The following is a 15,780-nucleotide window of genomic DNA, read 5'->3' as shown; positions in this document are numbered from 1 at the left end:
GGGGTCCTGCGCCCCCTCACCACCCCGTCGTCAGCACCCGGTCGAGCATGTCGGCGAAGTAGTCGGCCGACTCGGCCGTGAGGCACAGCGGCGGCTTGATCTTGAGCACGTTCTGGAAGTCGCCGGTCGGCTGCATGATGACGCCGAGCTCGAGCAGGCGGTCGCAGATCGCGGCGGTCTCCTCGGTGGCCGGCTCGAGCGTCGCGCGCGAGCGCACGAACTCGAGGCCGAGGTAGAGGCCCGAGCCGTGCACGGCGCCCACGATCTCGTGGCGCTCGCCGAGGGCGCGCAGCCGGGCGGCGAGGTGCGCGCCGACCTCGCGGGCGTTGGCCTGCAGACCCTCATCGCGGATGATGTCGAGCACGGTCGACCCGACCACCGACGACACGGGGGATCCGCCCGTCGACGAGAAGAAGTAGCCGCCCGCGCGGTAGCGGTCGGCGATCTCGCGGCGGGTGACGACGGCGCCCAGTGGATGACCGTTGCCGATCGACTTGGCGACGGCGACGACGTCGGGCACCGCATTCTGCTGCTCGAAGCCCCAGAACCACTCGCCGAGCCGGCCGAAGCCGACCTGCACCTCGTCGGCGATCGCGAGCCCGCCCTCGGCGCGCACGGCCGCGTAGACCTCGCGCAGGTAGCCCTCGGGCAGGGCGACGCCGCCGGCGTTGCCGAAGTAGGTCTCGGCGATGAATCCGGCCGGGGCGTGTCCGGATGCGGCGAGCTCGTGGATGCGCGCGGCCGCCTCCGGCGCGTATCGGGCCGCGTCGTCGCCGCGGTGCCTGCCCCGATAGCTGTTCGCCGCATCCACCGTGTGCACCCAGTCGGGGCGCGTCGCGAGCGCGTTCGGGTTGTCGGCGATCGAGGTCGACACCGCATCGCTCGCGTAGGTCCAGCCGTGATAGGCCTCGCGCATCGCCACGATGTCGGTGCGCCCGGTCGCGGCCATCGCCAGCCGGATCGCCAGGTCGGTCGCCTCCGAGCCGGAGTTCACGAAGAAGACGGTGTCGAGCTCGCCGGGCAGCAACGCGGTCAGCCGCTCGGCATAGTCGACGATCGCGCCGTAGTGGAAGCGCGAGTTCGTGTTGAGCAGCCGCAGCTGCCGATGCACGGCCGCCGCGATGCGGGGATGCGCGTGCCCGACCGACGTCACGTTGTTGACCATGTCGAGGTACACGCGTCCGTCGACGTCGACGAGGTGCTCGCGCCAGCCGCGCTCGATCTGCGGCGGACGCGCGTAGTAGTGCTCCTGCACCTCGGCGAGCACGCGCTCGCGGCGGGCGAGGGGGTCGGGTGCGGGGGTGGATGAGGTGGGGGCGGTCGCGGGTGCGGAAGCCGCGGGTGCGGCCAGCCCGAGCGCTTCAGAAGGGTCGCCGACGAGGGCTGCCCAGCCGGTCGCCCATGCGGCTTCGACGCGCTCCGGGATGCGCGAGCCGGCGTCGGGCCGCACGAGACTCACGGCGATCGGGGTGCGGGCAGGGAGGGTGGCGCCGTCGAGACCGTCGAGGCCGTCGGGCCCGTCGGCGGCGAAGCGCAGGGTCACGCCGCCGTGGCTGAGCGTGAACTCGCCCGGCACCGTCGCGACCTCGGCGGAGGCGTCGCCGTCGCCGACGCGCACCTCCCTCGCCGCGGCGAGCCACAGCGTCGCCGCTGTCGGCACGGTCGCCGGCGCGACCGGCGTGCGCATCGGAGCTCCGGTCAGCACCGCGCGTCCGGCGGGCAGCACCACGGCGGGCGCTCCCGACGCGAGCGCGCCGAGGGCGGCGTCGGCCAGGGCGTCGGCGCGCATCCACCGCCCCTCGTCGTTGAGCTCCGCCATGGTGCCGGCGTCGAGCACGACCGCGCCGTCGAGCGACAGCACCGCTCCGCCACCCCAGGTCGGGGCCGGCGTGAGCGGCAGGCCCAGCGCATCCCGGATCGCCCGCGTCGCGACCGCGAGCGGCACCGACGTCGCGACCGACAGGATGCGGTGCTCGCGCTCGAGCGCGCTGCTCGCGTAGGCGTTGTCGTCGTCGAGGCGCACCTGCGCGCGCCCGCTGAGCACGAGCACGGCGCCGCGCAGCACGACGAGCGGCCACAGCGCATCCACCTCGTCGGAGCTCAGCGGACGCCGCGCGTGGAACGCCCGGATCGCGGGCAGCGCCGAGAGCGGCGTCGCCCCGTCGTGGTGCAGCAGCGACGACACGGTCACCGCGAGCTCGCCGACGGCCCACGACTCGAGCACGTCGCCGAAGTCGATCACGGCGTCGGGCAGGGCTCCGGGGGAGTCGGGGCGCAGGATGTTGTCGTCGGTCACGTCGAAGTGGCCGAGCTGGCGGGGCAGGCGATTGACGAGCGGGGCGAGGGCGGCCTCGGCGTCGCGGGCGGCGGCGAGCACCTCGTCGCGCACGGCGGCGTCGGGCTCGTCGGGAGCGAGGGTCGCGATCACGCGGCTCGCGTGCTGCAGATCCCACTGCAGGGTGCGGGCGCCGGCGGGATGCTCGAGGCCGGCCAGCGCGAGCTGCACCTGCGCGGCGAGCTCGCCCATCCGCGCCGCGGTCGCGGGAGCGAGGTAGCGCGAGCCCGTGAGCGTGCTGCCCGCGACGAACTCGATCACGCGGGCGTTCAGCCGACCCTGCGAGGTCTCCCACCATCCGGTGCACGCACCGCGCTCGCCGTGCACCAGCTTCGGGATGCACAGCTCGGGCCACGCGGCGGCGACCCGCTCGGCGGCCCGCGTCTGCAGGTCGATCTCGGCGGCGCTGAACACGGGGTTGCTGAGCTTGAGCACGCCGAGCGGCTCGGCGGGCCGCGCACCTGCGCCCGGCTTCGGATGGGCGGGGTCGCCGGCCGCGCCGCCGGTCTCGGGTTTCGGATGGGCGGGGTCGCCGGGGCCGAATGCGGCTTGGGGGCGCCTGTCATCCGAAACCGCGTCCGCGCCATCCGCAACGACGTCCGCGCCCGCGGCCCACACCAGGAAGTTCTGGTCCTGCTGGCTTCCGAGCGACTCGAGCCGCGCATCCAGCCCGAACTCGCTGCGCAGCAGCCGCTCGGCCTCGGCGGCGCCGATCGTCGGCGTCGCCAGCTCGACGTGCTCGAAGTAGTCGAAGAGGCGCTCGCTCATGCTCGTATCGAACCATCTCAAGGAGTTGCTGTAACGGATGCGGCGGATGAGCAACACGGGCCACTCCCGTTACAGCAACTCCTTGAGACGGTCCGGGCAGCGGCACACGCGGGGCGCGCGCAGCGGCGGTCTCAGCCGCGCGGCGCCTCCGACTCCGACTCCGCCTCCGACTCGGTCTCCGACTCCTCCACCGCGAGCTTGTTGAAGCCGGTGACCGGCTGCGCCTCGTCGAAGCCCTGCGGCTGGCGGCGGAAGCCGCGCGTGATCACGAGCAGCCAGATGAACCCGACGGCCGCCCAGACCGCGCCGGCGATGAGGGCATCCGAGTGCAGCTGGGTCCAGAGGATGCCGGTCAGCAGCATCGCGACGCCCGGCATGATCACGTAGCTCAGCACCTCGCGAGCGGTGCGCACACGGTGGCCGCGGATCGCGAACTGGAAGATCACCGACAGGTTCACCGCCGTGAAGGCGATGAGCGCGCCGAAGTTGATGAACGCCGAGACGAGCTCGAGCGACATGAACGTCGCCAGCAGGCAGACGGCGCCGACGAGCACGACGTTGAAGATCGGGGTGCGGGTCGTGGAGTTCACGCGTCCGAACACGGCCTTCGGCAGCACGTTGTTGCGGCCCATTACGAGCAGCATGCGGGCGACGCTCGCGTGCGAGGCGAGACCCGAGGCGACCGCCGCGACGAAGCCGGCCCCGACGAACACGGCCTGGAAGACCTGTCCGCCGACGATGAGTCCGATCTGGGGCAGTGGGTCGTCGGTGAACTCGCCGAACTGGCTGTTGTCGGGGAAGCGCAGCTGCGTGAAGTAGGCCGCGACCAGGAAGATCAGGCCGCCGAGCAGCACCGTGAGCATGATCGCGCGCGGCATGATCTTGGTCGACTTCGCCTCTTCGGTGTACATCGTGACGGCGTCGAAGCCGATGAACGAGAAGCAGACGACGGTCGCGCCGGTCAGCAGCGCCGGCAGGGCGACGCCCTCGTGCGCGAACGGCGTGGTGCTGGCGATCGTGCCGGCGCCCTCGCCGTTCACGAGCTGCACGATCACGATCACGACGAAGATCACGATCACGCTGACGGCGCCGATGAGCAGCACCATGTTGATGTTCGAGGTGCCGCGCATCGAGTAGGCGATGATCGCAGTGGCGACGATCGCATAGAGCAGCACGGTGAGCCACGACGGGAAGTCGGGGAACACCTGCTCGACATAGAGCCGGATGATGAGCGCGTTGACCATCGGCAGCAGCAGGTAGTCGAGCAGCGACGACCAGCCGACCATGAAGCCGAGGTTCGGGTGGATGGCCTCGCGCACATAGGTGAACGCCGAGCCCGCGCTCGGGAAGACGCGCACCATCTTCCCGTAGCTGATCGCCGTGAGCAGCATGATGATCAGCGCGATCACGTACGACGACGGCACCGCCCCGCTCGTGGTCTCGCTGACGATGCCGAAGGTGTCGAAGACGACGGTCGGCGTCATATAGCCGAGGCCGAGGCCGACGATGGCCCACAGGCCGAGGTTGCGCTTCAGGCTGGAGGTGGGCTGCGCGTCGCTCATGCGGCGGTCCTCTCAGGTCGGGCTATCACTCCAGTGGATGCGGTGCGGGGGTGGTGCGCCCGCCGCGGTGCTGCGGGGGCGGCGAGGCGGCGGATGCGGGGGAGATGGATGCGGGCCGGGCCCGGTCCGCGCGACGGTGCGCGGACTCGGGGCACAGTACCGAGCGGGGGAATCGCGGGGCGAGCGACATTCTGTCCTGGTTTCGGCATCCGCTGGACGCATTGTCCGCCTGCGCCGCATCGTGTCGCCGCGTCAACGCGCGCTGATTTACAGGCGTATGTTTATGGCCGACGGGAGGGATTCCCGCCAGGAACCAGCGAAGGAGCAGGGATCGTGGAGATCTCCGACTACAAGATCATCGTCACCGGCGGCGCCAGCGGCATGGGCGCCGCGACCGTGCGCACCTACGTCGCGGCCGGCGCCGACGTCGTCAGCATGGACGTCAACGAGCAGGCCGGGCTCGAGGTCACCGAGGCCGCGACCGCCGCCGGCCCCGGCACCGCGACCTTCATGAAGGTCGACATCAGCGACAAGGCCTCGGTGGATGCCGCCTTCGACGCCGCCGTCATCCAGCTCGGCGGCCTGGATGCGGTCGCGCACCCCGCCGCGATCCAGCGCTCGGGCGACGCCGCCTCGGTCACGGTCGAGGACTGGGACCTCATGTTCGCCGTCTGCGTGCGCGGCACCATGCTCGTCAACCAGGCCGCCTACCGGCACATGGCCCCGCAGAAGCGCGGCTCGATCATCAACTTCGGCTCGATCTCGGGCTTGCGCCAGGAGCCCGTCGCCCCCGCCTACTCGGCCGCCAAGGGCGCCGTGCACTCGTGGACCCGCACCGCCGCCGCTGCGTTCGGCAAGGATGGCGTGCGCGTCAACGCGATCCTGCCCGCGATCGCGACGCCGATGTACGACGCGGCGATCGCCCGCCTCGACGAGGCCGGCCGCACCGCAAACTTCTGGCAGAACGAGCAGTCGATCGCCCTCGGCCAGAAGTACGGCGACCCCGACCGCGACCTCGGGCCCGTCATGGTGTTCCTCGCCAGCGAGGCCTCGCGCTTCATCACCGGCCAGTTGCTGCCCGTCGACGGCGGACAGGCGGCCGTGCGCTGACGCGCCCGGCGGCGCGTGGCGCTGGCGCGCGCTGCGCTGCGGCGCCCTGCGCCGACCCCAGACCGGGGTGCGGCGGCGGTCACTGGGAGGTGCCGCCGTCGCTCCCCACCCTCGTGCTCTCACCCGCCGGCTCGCCGAGCGGCGCGCACGGCCGCTTATCCGGCCGGCACGCCGGCCCGGTCGGCTCCCTCGGGCGAGGATGCACGCCGGATGCGGACTCCGTGCGCACCGCCCGGCGCGCATCCCCGCCCGAGGGGCCGGCATGGCCACGCCCCCCCGGCACCCCCGCGCCCTGCGCCCCGGACGGCATCCCGGCGCCCGGGCATCGCGCGGCTGAGCGCGTCTCGACTCCGACGGTGGGAGCATGTCCGACGTGAGCATCCCTTCTTCGCGCCCCGCCCGCTCGGGCAGCGACGCGGCCGACCGTGCCGAGCCGCGCGCGCTGCGCACCCGCGTCGCCGTGCTGGATGCGGTGCGCACCGCCCTCGCCGAGGTGCCGCTGTCCGAGCTCACGGTCGCCGAGATCTGTCGCCGGGCGGGCATCCACCGCGTCACGTTCTACGGGCACTGGCCCGATGTGGATGCGGCGGCCGCCGATGCGCTCGCCGAGGTGATCGACGGCATCGCGGCCGTCGACGACGCCGCGATCACCGAGGCCGACGACGCGGCCGGGCTCGCCGAGCTCTATGAGACGGCGCTCGCCGACCAGCTCGCCGAGCTCGCCGCGCATCGCGAGATGTACCGCAGCATGGCGCAGTCGCCGCTGTTCGGCCGCAAGCTGCGCGAGACGCTCGGCCGCCGCGCCCAGCTGGCGATCGACGCGCTCGGGCGCGCCGGCGTCGAGGTGCCGGGCGCCGCATCCGGCATCGCCGCCGCGCAGCTCTCGGGCGGGGTCGCGGCGGCGTCGCTCGCCTGGCTCGCCTCGGAGGCCGCCGACGCCGCCGACGACCCGGCCGCCGTCGCGGCGGCGCAGCGCGACATGCTCGCCCAGCTGCCCACCTGGTGGCCGCGCGACCGCGCCTGACGAGCGCCGATATCAGCCGCGGGCGAAGGGGCCCGACAGCACGGCCCACTGCAGCAGCATGATCGTCTTCGCGTCCAGGATGCTCGTGCCGATCGCCGCGACGGCGGCGTCGACGTCGAGCTCGACCAGCTCGATCCGCTCGCCCTCCTCGGCGACCCCGCCGCCGGCGCTCACCCGCGTCGCCGCCGAGTACGGGGCGGCGAAGAAGTGCACGCGTTCGGTCACCGAGCCGGGGCTCATGTAGATCGACCACAGGAACTCGGGCGAGCCGACCGCGTGGCCCGACTCCTCCTCGGCCTCGCGGCGGATCGCATCCTCGGGGCCATCGTCGTCGAGCAGGCCGGCGACCGCCTCGATCAGCAGGCCGTCGGGATGCGCGTTGACGTAGGCCGGGTAGCGGAACTGCCGCGTCAGCAGCACGGTGCGGCGCTCGGCGTCGTAGAGCAGGATCGTCGCGCCGTCGCCGCGGTCGTAGGTCTCGCGCACCTGGGTGCTCCAGGCGCCGTCGGCGTCGCGCACGTCGATCGTGGTGCGGCGCAGCACGTGCCAGGCGCTCGCCAGCAGCTCGACGTCGCGCACCACGACGTCGGGGTTGCCGGTCAGGTCGCGGCCGACCTGGTCGAGGCCGGTGCGGCCGCGGGCGTCGGGTTCGTCGATGCCGAGGGTCATGGCTCGAGGCTAGGCGCGGCGAGCTGATCCGCCGCGGAGCCTCGAGCACGCATCCCGTGTCGCACCCTCGAAGGTGGCCGCGAATGCTCGCGACACGCGGACCGGGCCGTTCATTCATGGCCACTCGCGGCACGTGATCCGGCGAGGGTGGCCACGAATGCCCGCGACGCGCCGGGCGGGGTGTGCGTTTCTGGCCACCCTCGGAGCGCCGGCTCCGGACGGCCGCGGTGGGTGGATGCGGCTAGGCCGTCTCGGGCAGCTGGAAGATGCGCTCGGTCGCGAGCTCGGCGGCGATCGCATCGCGCGCGACGGCGGCCTCGCCCAGCGCGCGGAAGTCGGCCGCGACCTGCTCGACGTCGACCAGCTCGAGCACGCGCTCGACCCGCACCCGGAAGGCCAGACCGTCGACCGTGTCGGCGGCGAGCTTGATGAGCAGCGGGCTCTGCGAGCGCCGCACGAACAGGTCGAAGGTCGGGAAGACGAGCGAGCGCAGCGTCTCGATGTCCTGCGCGCCCATCGCCGCGATCATCTCGGCGATCTGCTTCTGGATGAGCGCCGCATCCTCATCGCTGAGATGCAGCGCCCCGAGGCGCACGGCGCCGCCGTAGATGGTGCCGAGCGTGTGCATCGCGTCGAGGGCATCGGCCTGAGTGGGGGAGGCGACGCGGGTGTACCGGTTCGGCTCCATCTCGATCAGGCCGCGGCGGGTGAGCTCGTTGATCGCGTCGCGGATGGGCGTGCGCGAGACGCCGAGCCAGGCCTGCAGCTCCTTGTCGTTGAGCGATTCGCCGGGCTGCAGCGTGCCGTCCATGATGGCGTCGCGCAGTCGTTCGAGCACGACGTCGCGCAGCAGGTGGCGTTCGGCGGATGAGGTGGTGGCTTCGCTCGGAACGGGCACGGTTCTCCAGACCGGTCGACTGAAATGCTGACCTTCCGGCATTCTGCATGCTCGTCACGTCGAGGGCAATGGATGCGCGGCCTCAGCAGGACGGACGCGCGCGAGCCGTGTGCCGGGCCGCGACCCCCGTCGCGACCCGGCATCCCCGAGTGACCCGAGCCCGCGCCGCGGGAGATGCGGCACGGACCCGGGCGGGCCCGGCGAGACGCGGGAGAAGCGCTCGCGATCGGGCCCGATTCCCGATCGCGCACGCGGGAGACGCGACGCGACCGGGATCCGGTGGCGTCGTCGTCGACGCGGGCTGGTGGTGGAGAAGCGGCGGTCGGCGCCTCAGCGGCTGAGGCGGCGACCCGTGCGGCGGTGGCGCGGGGTGACGGCGCCGCCGTAGATCAGGGCGGATGCGGCGGCCAGTGCCAGCGCGCCGATGCCGGCGAGCTGGGTGGTCAGTCCGGCGCCGGCTGCGCCGGCATCCCCTGACTCGGACGCGCTGACGCCATCGGCGAGGGAGCCGAACGAGGCGGCGTGCGCGCCGCCGGTCTCGAGCGCCGCGAACAGCAGACCGAGGGCGAGCGTGAGCACGACGGAGATCACGACCGTGATGACGGCGCGGCGGGTGCTCGGCGACATGGTGGCTGCTCATCTCCGCCCGGTCCATCCGGGCTCGTAGCTAAAATATCAGTACGTCACTCAAAGTCAATACTGAAATATCACACGTCGTCCCGCACGCGTTCTGGCGGATCGTGCGGCGATCCTGCCAAGCCCGAGGCTGGCAGCGTCCTGCGAATCTGACCGAACGGTCAGGAGCTGACCGATCGGTCAGCTAACCTCGCCAGGTGACCACCGCCCTCGAGCTGCAGACCATCGCGCTGCGCGAGTTCACCTCCGCCGGATACGCGGGCACCAGCATCCAGCGCATCGCCGATCTGGCGGGCGTCTCGAAAGCCGCCGTGCTCTATCACTTCTCGTCGAAGGAGGAGCTGCTGACCGCCGCGATCGAGCCGGCCCTCGACGAGATCGAGACCGTGCTCGAGCGCCTGCACCGCGCCGGCGACCAGGGCGACGAGGAGGGCGTGCGCGCCTTCGTCACCGAGTTCGTCGACTTCCTGCTGCGGCGTCCGCTCGAGGTGCACCTGTTCATCAACCAGTCGCGCTCGCTGCGCGAGATCCCCGCGATTGCGCGCGCCGAGAGCTTCATGACCGGGATCGCGCAGTACTGCCAGGAGCGCCTCGACGATCCCGAAGACCGCGTGCGCGTCGCGATCGCGCTCGCCGGCTCGGCCTACGCGATCGCCGCCTCGCGCGACTACGGGCCCTTCGACGGGGATGCGGCATCCTCGCCCGCGAGCGAGGCCGCGACCGGCCCCGAGCCCGACGGGGCGACCGCCGCATCCGCCGCTCTCATCTCATCCACCGGCTTCGAGGGTGAAGCCGTGCGCACCTCGCTCATCCAGGTGATGACCGAGATCCTCGCCCCCACCTCGATCGCCCGACGGAGCTGAATCATGGCCACCCTCCTCTACCGTCTCGGACGCGCCGCCTACCGGCGCCCGCTGCTCGTGCTGCTGATCTGGCTGCTCGCGATGGGCGCGGCGCTCGGCGCGGGTCTCGGGCTCGGCGGCAAGACCGACGAGTCGTTCTCGATCCCCGGAACCGAGGCGCAGAACGCGATCGACCGGCTCTCGGCGGTGTTCCCGCAGGCGGGCGGCGCGAGCGGCCAGGCCGTGGTGAGCGACCCCGACGGCATCGAGTCGGGCAGCGCGAAGACCCAGGTCGAGGATCTGGCGAAGCAGCTCGGCGACGTGAAGGGCATCGCGCAGGCGCTGAGCCCCTACAGCGAGTACGCCTCGGGGGCGATCAGCGACGACGGCACGACGGCGATCATCCAGCTGCAGTTCGACGGGCAGCAGGCCGACGTCACCGACGCGACCCTCGACAAGCTGACCGAGCTGGGGGATGCGGCCGAGGGCGACGGTCTGACGGTCGACTTCGGCGGGCAGGCCTTCCAGGACCAGACCGTCTCGATCAGCCCGACCGAGGGCCTCGGCGTGCTGTTCGCGGCGCTCGTGCTGATCGTGGCCTTCGGCTCGTTCCTCGCGGCGGGGCTGCCGCTGCTCACCGCCTTCGCCGGACTCGGCGTCTCGATGGGCGGCGTGCTCGCGGTCGCGGCGTTCGCGCCCGTGTCGAGCGCGGGGCCGATGCTGGCGCTCATGCTCGGCCTCGCGGTCGGCATCGACTACGCGCTGTTCATCGTGTCGCGGCATCGAACCCAGCTCGCGCGGGGGATGGATCCCGAGGAGTCGGCGGCGACCGCGGTCGCCACGGCGGGCAGCGCCGTCGTGTTCGCGGGCGTCACGGTCGTGATCGCGCTCGCCGGACTGCTCGTGGTGGGCATCCCGTTCCTCGCGGTCATGGGCATCGCGGCGGCCGCGGCGGTCGTGCTCGCGATGCTCGCGGCGCTGACGCTGCTGCCCGCCGTGCTCGGTCTCGCGAAGCACCGCCTCATCCCGAAGCCCGGGTCGCGCACGGCGCGCCGGCTCGCGGGCGGCGCCCCGGCGCACGGGGACGACGCCGACCAGCACCACGGCGCGCACGAGGCGCCGGTCGCGCCCGACACGACCGCGACGACCGCGCTCTCGTCGACGCTGCCGACGACCGCGCCGAATCCGGGGGATGCCGTGCCCGCGCACGCCGCCCCGGTCGCGCCCGACACGGCGTCGACGACCGCGCTTCCGTCGGCACTGCCGACGACTCCGCCGAATCCGGGGGATGCCGTGCCCGCGCACGCCGCCCCGGTCGCGCCCGAGGGCGCTCACCTCGCCGAGCCCGCCGCGACCGTCGGCAACGACGCATCCGCATCCGCATCCGGCTCCAGCTCCGGCGACGCGAAGCCGGCCAAGCCCGCCCCGATCCCGCTCGGCGAGCGCTGGGTGCGTCTGGTCACGAAGGTGCCGGCGCTCGCGATCGTGCTGGTCGTCGGCATCCTCGGCGTGGCCGCGATCCCGGCCGCCGACCTGCAGCTCGCTCTGCCGAACGCGGGGCACGATCCGAAGGACACGACGGCCCGCCAGGCCTACGACACGGTCGCCGACAAGTTCGGCCCCGGCAAGAACGGCCCGCTCGTGGTCGTGCTCGACATCACCCAGACGACCGATCCGCTCGGCGACCTGAAGAAGATCGGCGACCGCCTGGCCGACGTGAAGGGCGTCGCCGAGGTCGGTGCGGGCGTGCCGAACGAGACCGTCGACACCGGCATCATCCAGCTCACGCCGACGACGGCTCCGGATGACCAGCGCACCTCGGAGCTCGTGCAGCGCCTGCGCGGCCTGGCGCCCGAGATCGAGAAGGACTTCGACACGCCGATGCAGGTGAGCGGCGCTACCGCCGTGCAGATCGACGTCTCGAACCGGCTCGACAGCGCGCTGCTGCCCTTCGGCATCCTCGTCGTCGGCCTGTCGGTGATCCTGCTGGCGCTCGTGTTCCGCTCGATCGTGGTGCCGATCAAGGCGGCCGTGGGCTTCCTGCTGTCGGTGCTGGCGGCGTTCGGCGTGGTCGTGGCCGTGTTCCAGTGGGGCTGGGGCGCCGAGCTGCTGCACGCCGAGCCGGGCCCGATCCTCAGCTTCATGCCCGTGCTGCTCATGGCGATCCTGTTCGGGCTCGCGATGGACTACGAGGTCTTCCTCGTCTCGGGCATGCGCGAGGACTACGTGCACGGCTCGGTCGGCAAGCCCGACTCCGAGCGCAAGCAGATCGCGAAGCGCGCGGTCGTGACCGGCTTCCGCGGCGCGGCCCGCGTGGTGACGGCGGCGGCGCTCATCATGTTCTTCGTCTTCGCCGCGTTCGTGCCCGAGGGCATGGGCGTGATCAAGGTCATCGCGCTCGGGCTCGCCGTCGGCATCGCGGTCGACGCCTTCCTGGTGCGCATGACGCTCGTGCCCGCCGTGATGGCGCTGTTCCACCGCCGCGCCTGGTACCTGCCGCGCTGGCTCGACCGCATCCTGCCCGACGTCGACATCGAGGGCGCCGGACTGGCCGTGCACCGCGCCGACGTGCGCTGGGCCGAGGGCCGCGAGTCGGCCATCGAGCTGGATGCGCTGGTCGCCGCCCCGGCGTCGCAGCCCGAGGCCGGCCGCGACGTCGTGACCGGGTCGCTCGACCTGAGCGATCACGGCGACCGCGGGTCCGCGCGTCCGCTGACGCCGCCGGTGTCGCTGCGGGTGCCGCACGGGGCGATCGCGGTCGTCGCGGGCGAGGATGCGCGCCGCCGCCTGCTCGCCGCGACCGTCGCCGGACGCGTTCCGGCGCTCGAGGGCCGTGCGCTCGTCGCCGGCAAGACGCTGCCGACCGAGGCCGCCGACGTGGCCCGACGGGTCGCGCTGGGCGACCTCGCCGCATCCCGGGTCGAGGCCGACGCGACCGCGGGCGAGCTGATCGCCGAGCGGATGCGGTTCGCGCCGCGGCGCGGGCGGGGTGGATCGGGCGCCGGCTCGATCCGTCGTCGCGCGGCCGAGCTGCTCGACCGCCTCGCCGCCGCCGGAACGACCGTCGCGGCGACCGACCGCCTCAGCGGACTCAGCCCCGAGCAGCGGGCCGACGTGCTCGCCGCCGCGGCGCTCGCCGAGGGCACCCCGGTGGTGCTGCTCGACGTCGGCGACTTGGATGCGGCGGCCGCCACGCGCGTCGCCGTGCTCGCCGCCGACCTCGCCGACCCCTCGACCACGCTCGTGCTCGGCGTGCGCCCGGGAGTGCGTCTCGCGCTGCTCGGCCGCACGGCCCGGCCCGTCGTCGATCTCGACCTGACTCCGGAAGGAGCGACCCGATGAGCGCCACCGACTTCCGCGCGCCCCTGCTCGTGCGCGACCCCGCCAAGGCGCGCGGCCGCCGGCGCCTCGCCCTGCTCGCGGTGGCCACGGTCATCCCCGTGGCGCTGACGGCGCTGTTCGTGTCGGCGCTGGGCGTCGACACCGGCTCGGGCGGCGACGACGGCGGCAAGAGCGGCAGCGGCTCGACGAGCTCGAGTGCGCGCATCCCGGCCGCCATCGTGAACGACGACGAGATGGTCACCTCGACCACCGCCGACGGCGAGGAGCAGCCGGTGCTCGCGGGCCGCCTGCTCGTCACCGAGCTGACCGACCCCGACTCGGATGCGGCCGGCGGCATCCGCTGGACCATCACGAACGACGAGGATGCGCAGCAGATGCTCGCCGACGGCGACGTGCAGGCCGTGCTGACGATCCCGAAGGGCTTCTCGAAGGCGGTCGTGTCGCTGTCGAGCGGCACTCCGACGACCGCGCCGCTGAAGCTGCGCACCGACGACGCGCACTCCTACCTGGCGGGCACCCTCGCGACGCAGGTCGGTGACGGCCTGGCCGCGTCGATCGGCACGCAGCTGACCGAGCAGTACATCCAGGGGCTCTACGCGAGCGTCGGCTCGCTCGGCGACGGGCTGCAGCAGTCGGCCGACGGGGCGAAGCAGCTCGCCGACGGCGCGGGCGCGGCGAAGAGCGGCGCCGACCAGTTCGCGACCGGGCTCGCGCAGTACACCTCGGGCGTCAGCCAGCTCAGCACCGGCCTCGGCCGCCTGAAGTCGGGCGCCTCGGGCGTCTCGTCGGGCGTCGCGCAGTACACGGGCGGCGTCTCGCAGATCTCCTCGGCCCTCGCGGCCGCGTCGGCGCAGCTCTCGGCCGACCCGCTCAACCCGGCCGACCAGCAGGCGGTCGCGACCGTGAAGGCGCTCAGCGGACAGCTCGCGCAGGTCGCGGGCGGCGGATCGCAGCTCGCCTCGGGCGCATCCCAGGTGTCGTCGGGCGTCGCGTCGAGCGCGCGCGGAGCCGCGCAGCTCGCGGGCGGCGGCGCCGACCTCAACACGGGCGCGACCGGCATCGCGACGGGCATCGGCTCGCTGCAGACCGGCGCGCAGCAGCTCAGCGACGGTCTCGCCGACGGCGCCGCCAAGATCCCGGCGAGCGACAGCGACCAGGCCAAGGACAGCGCGGCGGTCGCCGCCAAGCCGGTGCGCGTCGAGGTCACCCGCGACCACGAGGTCAGCGCGGCCTCGCAGATCGTCGCGACCACCGCCATCCCGCTCGCCCTGTGGATGGGCGCGCTCGTGCTGCTGCTCGTCGGGCCGCGCCTCGGCCGCCGCCTGCTCGCCGCCTCGGCGCCGGCGACGCGCGTGGCGGGAGCGCTGCTGTCGAAGCCGCTCGTGATCGCGTTGCTGCAGGGCGCGACCGTGACGCTGCTGCTGCACGCCGGATTCGGCGTCGCGTGGGATCGCATCGGCGCGACGCTGCCGCTGCTGCTCGTCGCCGCGGTCGGCTTCACAGCGCTGCACACGCTGCTCTCGGCGCGGTTCGGCCGGGCGGGCGGGGTCGTGTCGCTCGTGCTGCTGGCGATCCAGCTGGCGTCGACCGCGGGGCTCTGGCCGGTGCAGGCGCTCGGGCAGCCGTTCCAGGCGCTCAGCCCGTATCTGCCGTTCAGTTCGGCCGTCATGGCGCTGCAGTCGGCGATCGCCGGAGGACCGGTCGCGCCGATCGCGGGGGCGATCGCGGTGCTCGCGGCGCTGACGGTGCTGTGCGTCGCGCTCACGCCGCTCGCGGTGCGCGCGCGGCGGCGCCGGGCGATCCTCGCGCTCGTGTAGGCCGCGTTCGAGGGTGGCCAGAGATGCACGCGACACGCCGAGGGCGGCGTTCATTCGTGGCCACCCTCGGGCCCGGGCTGGTCGAGGGTGGCCAGAGATGCACGGGACACGCCGTGGTGCGCGTGCATTCGTGGCCACCCTCGGGGTGGGCGGGGCGACTCTCGCGGTGCGCGAACCGCGGGGCCGCGCATCCCCGGCGGCGACGTGTACGTGCACGCATTCTCAACTGGTGAGACACGCCCGACCCGCGCGCCCGCCCCGCGCGTACGGTCGGAGTCGCCGCGGCCGCGTGGTCGACCCGCCCACCCGGTGACGCGGATCGAAGGAGTACCACCATGTCCGAGGCGCTACCCGTGCGCACCATCATCAGTCCGTCCCGCTATGTGCAGGGGCGCGGCGCGATCGCCCGCATCGGCGAGTTCGTCGCGCCGATCGGCTCGTCCCCGCTGCTCGTCAGCGACGACGTCGTCTGGGGCTTCCTCGGCCACGACGTCGAGGCGTCGCTGACCGCGGCCGGGCTGCCGATCGAGCGCGAGAAGTTCGGCGGCATGCCGACCGCCAAGGAGGTCGACCGTCTCGTCGAGGTCATCAAGGCCCGGGCCTCGGATGTGGTGGTCGGCCTCGGCGGCGGCAGCACGATCGACGCGGTCAAGGCGGCGGGGCACCGGGCGGGCATCCGCTGGGTCAGCGTGCCCTCGGTCGCCTCGACCGACGCGCCCACCTCGGCGCTCGCCGTGATCTACACCGAGACCGGCGAGTTCGAGGAGTACCGCTTCT

General features: G+C 73.2%; 11 protein-coding genes. 6 read left to right on the top strand and 5 right to left on the bottom strand.

Annotated elements, in window-relative coordinates; genetic code table 11:
• Nucleotides 1-16: 16 nt before the first annotated feature.
• Nucleotides 17-3,103, bottom strand: coding sequence for an aminotransferase (locus FJ658_RS00055; protein ID WP_141143341.1), 3,087 nt, complete (start codon nt 3,101-3,103; stop codon nt 17-19).
• A gap of 131 nt (nt 3,104-3,234) precedes the next feature.
• Complete coding sequence (locus tag FJ658_RS00050) at nt 3,235-4,665, bottom strand: APC family permease (protein ID WP_141143340.1); 1,431 nt, start codon at nt 4,663-4,665, stop codon at nt 3,235-3,237.
• A 333-nt stretch (nt 4,666-4,998) separates the two neighbouring features.
• Here FJ658_RS00050 and FJ658_RS00045 point away from each other — a divergent pair, with 333 nt between their 5' ends.
• Both FJ658_RS00045 and FJ658_RS00040 read left to right on the top strand, forming a co-directional pair.
• Nucleotides 4,999-5,775 (top strand): SDR family NAD(P)-dependent oxidoreductase, encoded by a 777-nt coding sequence (locus FJ658_RS00045; RefSeq protein ID WP_141143339.1) that lies wholly within the window; start codon nt 4,999-5,001, stop codon nt 5,773-5,775.
• Between the two features lie 373 nt (nt 5,776-6,148).
• Entirely contained in the window at nt 6,149-6,799 is a 651-nt protein-coding gene (locus FJ658_RS00040; protein WP_181408255.1) for a TetR/AcrR family transcriptional regulator, read from the top strand.
• A 12-nt stretch (nt 6,800-6,811) separates the two neighbouring features.
• Here FJ658_RS00040 and FJ658_RS00035 read toward each other — a convergent pair whose 3' ends face one another.
• The 3 genes from FJ658_RS00035 to FJ658_RS00025 form a co-directional block, all read right to left on the bottom strand.
• Nucleotides 6,812-7,468, bottom strand: a complete 657-nt coding sequence (locus FJ658_RS00035) for an NUDIX domain-containing protein (protein ID WP_141143337.1) — start codon at nt 7,466-7,468, stop codon at nt 6,812-6,814.
• A gap of 241 nt (nt 7,469-7,709) precedes the next feature.
• Complete coding sequence (locus tag FJ658_RS00030) at nt 7,710-8,366, bottom strand: GntR family transcriptional regulator (protein WP_181408254.1); 657 nt, start codon at nt 8,364-8,366, stop codon at nt 7,710-7,712.
• A gap of 330 nt (nt 8,367-8,696) precedes the next feature.
• Complete coding sequence (locus FJ658_RS00025; RefSeq protein ID WP_141143335.1) at nt 8,697-8,993, bottom strand: hypothetical protein; 297 nt, start codon at nt 8,991-8,993, stop codon at nt 8,697-8,699.
• A gap of 206 nt (nt 8,994-9,199) precedes the next feature.
• Between FJ658_RS00025 and FJ658_RS00020 the strand changes: the two genes are divergently transcribed.
• From FJ658_RS00020 to FJ658_RS00005, 4 genes are all read left to right on the top strand, one after another.
• Nucleotides 9,200-9,865 carry a TetR/AcrR family transcriptional regulator gene (locus FJ658_RS00020; RefSeq protein WP_141143334.1) on the top strand — a complete coding sequence of 222 codons (666 nt, stop codon included), beginning with the start codon at nt 9,200-9,202 and terminating at the stop codon, nt 9,863-9,865.
• A 3-nt stretch (nt 9,866-9,868) separates the two neighbouring features.
• Complete coding sequence (locus tag FJ658_RS00015; RefSeq protein WP_141143333.1) at nt 9,869-13,186, top strand: MMPL family transporter; 3,318 nt, start codon at nt 9,869-9,871, stop codon at nt 13,184-13,186.
• Nucleotides 13,183-15,003, top strand: coding sequence for a YhgE/Pip family protein (locus tag FJ658_RS00010; RefSeq protein ID WP_141143332.1), 1,821 nt, complete (start codon nt 13,183-13,185; stop codon nt 15,001-15,003). Before FJ658_RS00015 ends, FJ658_RS00010 begins: the two co-directional genes overlap by 4 nt.
• 353 nt (nt 15,004-15,356) lie before the next feature.
• Nucleotides 15,357-15,780: iron-containing alcohol dehydrogenase (locus FJ658_RS00005; RefSeq protein ID WP_255447470.1), on the top strand; the 424-nt coding region annotated here is incomplete at its 3' end.

Origin of the sequence: Schumannella sp. 10F1B-5-1 (genome assembly GCF_006517535.1) — a bacterium.
Lineage (GTDB): Bacteria > Actinomycetota > Actinomycetes > Actinomycetales > Microbacteriaceae > Schumannella.
Note: the sequence above shows the minus strand (reverse complement) of the source record. Positions and strands in the feature narration are given on the sequence as shown.

What these genes read in the sequence shown, in the direction of transcription:
- FJ658_RS00055 (WP_141143341.1), bottom strand. Translation starts at nt 3,103, where the DNA reads ATGAGCGAGCGCCTCTTCGACTACTTCGAGCACGTCGAGCTGGCGACG.
- FJ658_RS00050 (WP_141143340.1), bottom strand. Translation starts at nt 4,665, where the DNA reads ATGAGCGACGCGCAGCCCACCTCCAGCCTGAAGCGCAACCTCGGCCTG.
- FJ658_RS00035 (WP_141143337.1), bottom strand. Translation starts at nt 7,468, where the DNA reads ATGACCCTCGGCATCGACGAACCCGACGCCCGCGGCCGCACCGGCCTC.
- FJ658_RS00025 (WP_141143335.1), bottom strand. Translation starts at nt 8,993, where the DNA reads ATGTCGCCGAGCACCCGCCGCGCCGTCATCACGGTCGTGATCTCCGTC.
- FJ658_RS00015 (WP_141143333.1), top strand. Translation starts at nt 9,869, where the DNA reads ATGGCCACCCTCCTCTACCGTCTCGGACGCGCCGCCTACCGGCGCCCG.
- FJ658_RS00010 (WP_141143332.1), top strand. Translation starts at nt 13,183, where the DNA reads ATGAGCGCCACCGACTTCCGCGCGCCCCTGCTCGTGCGCGACCCCGCC.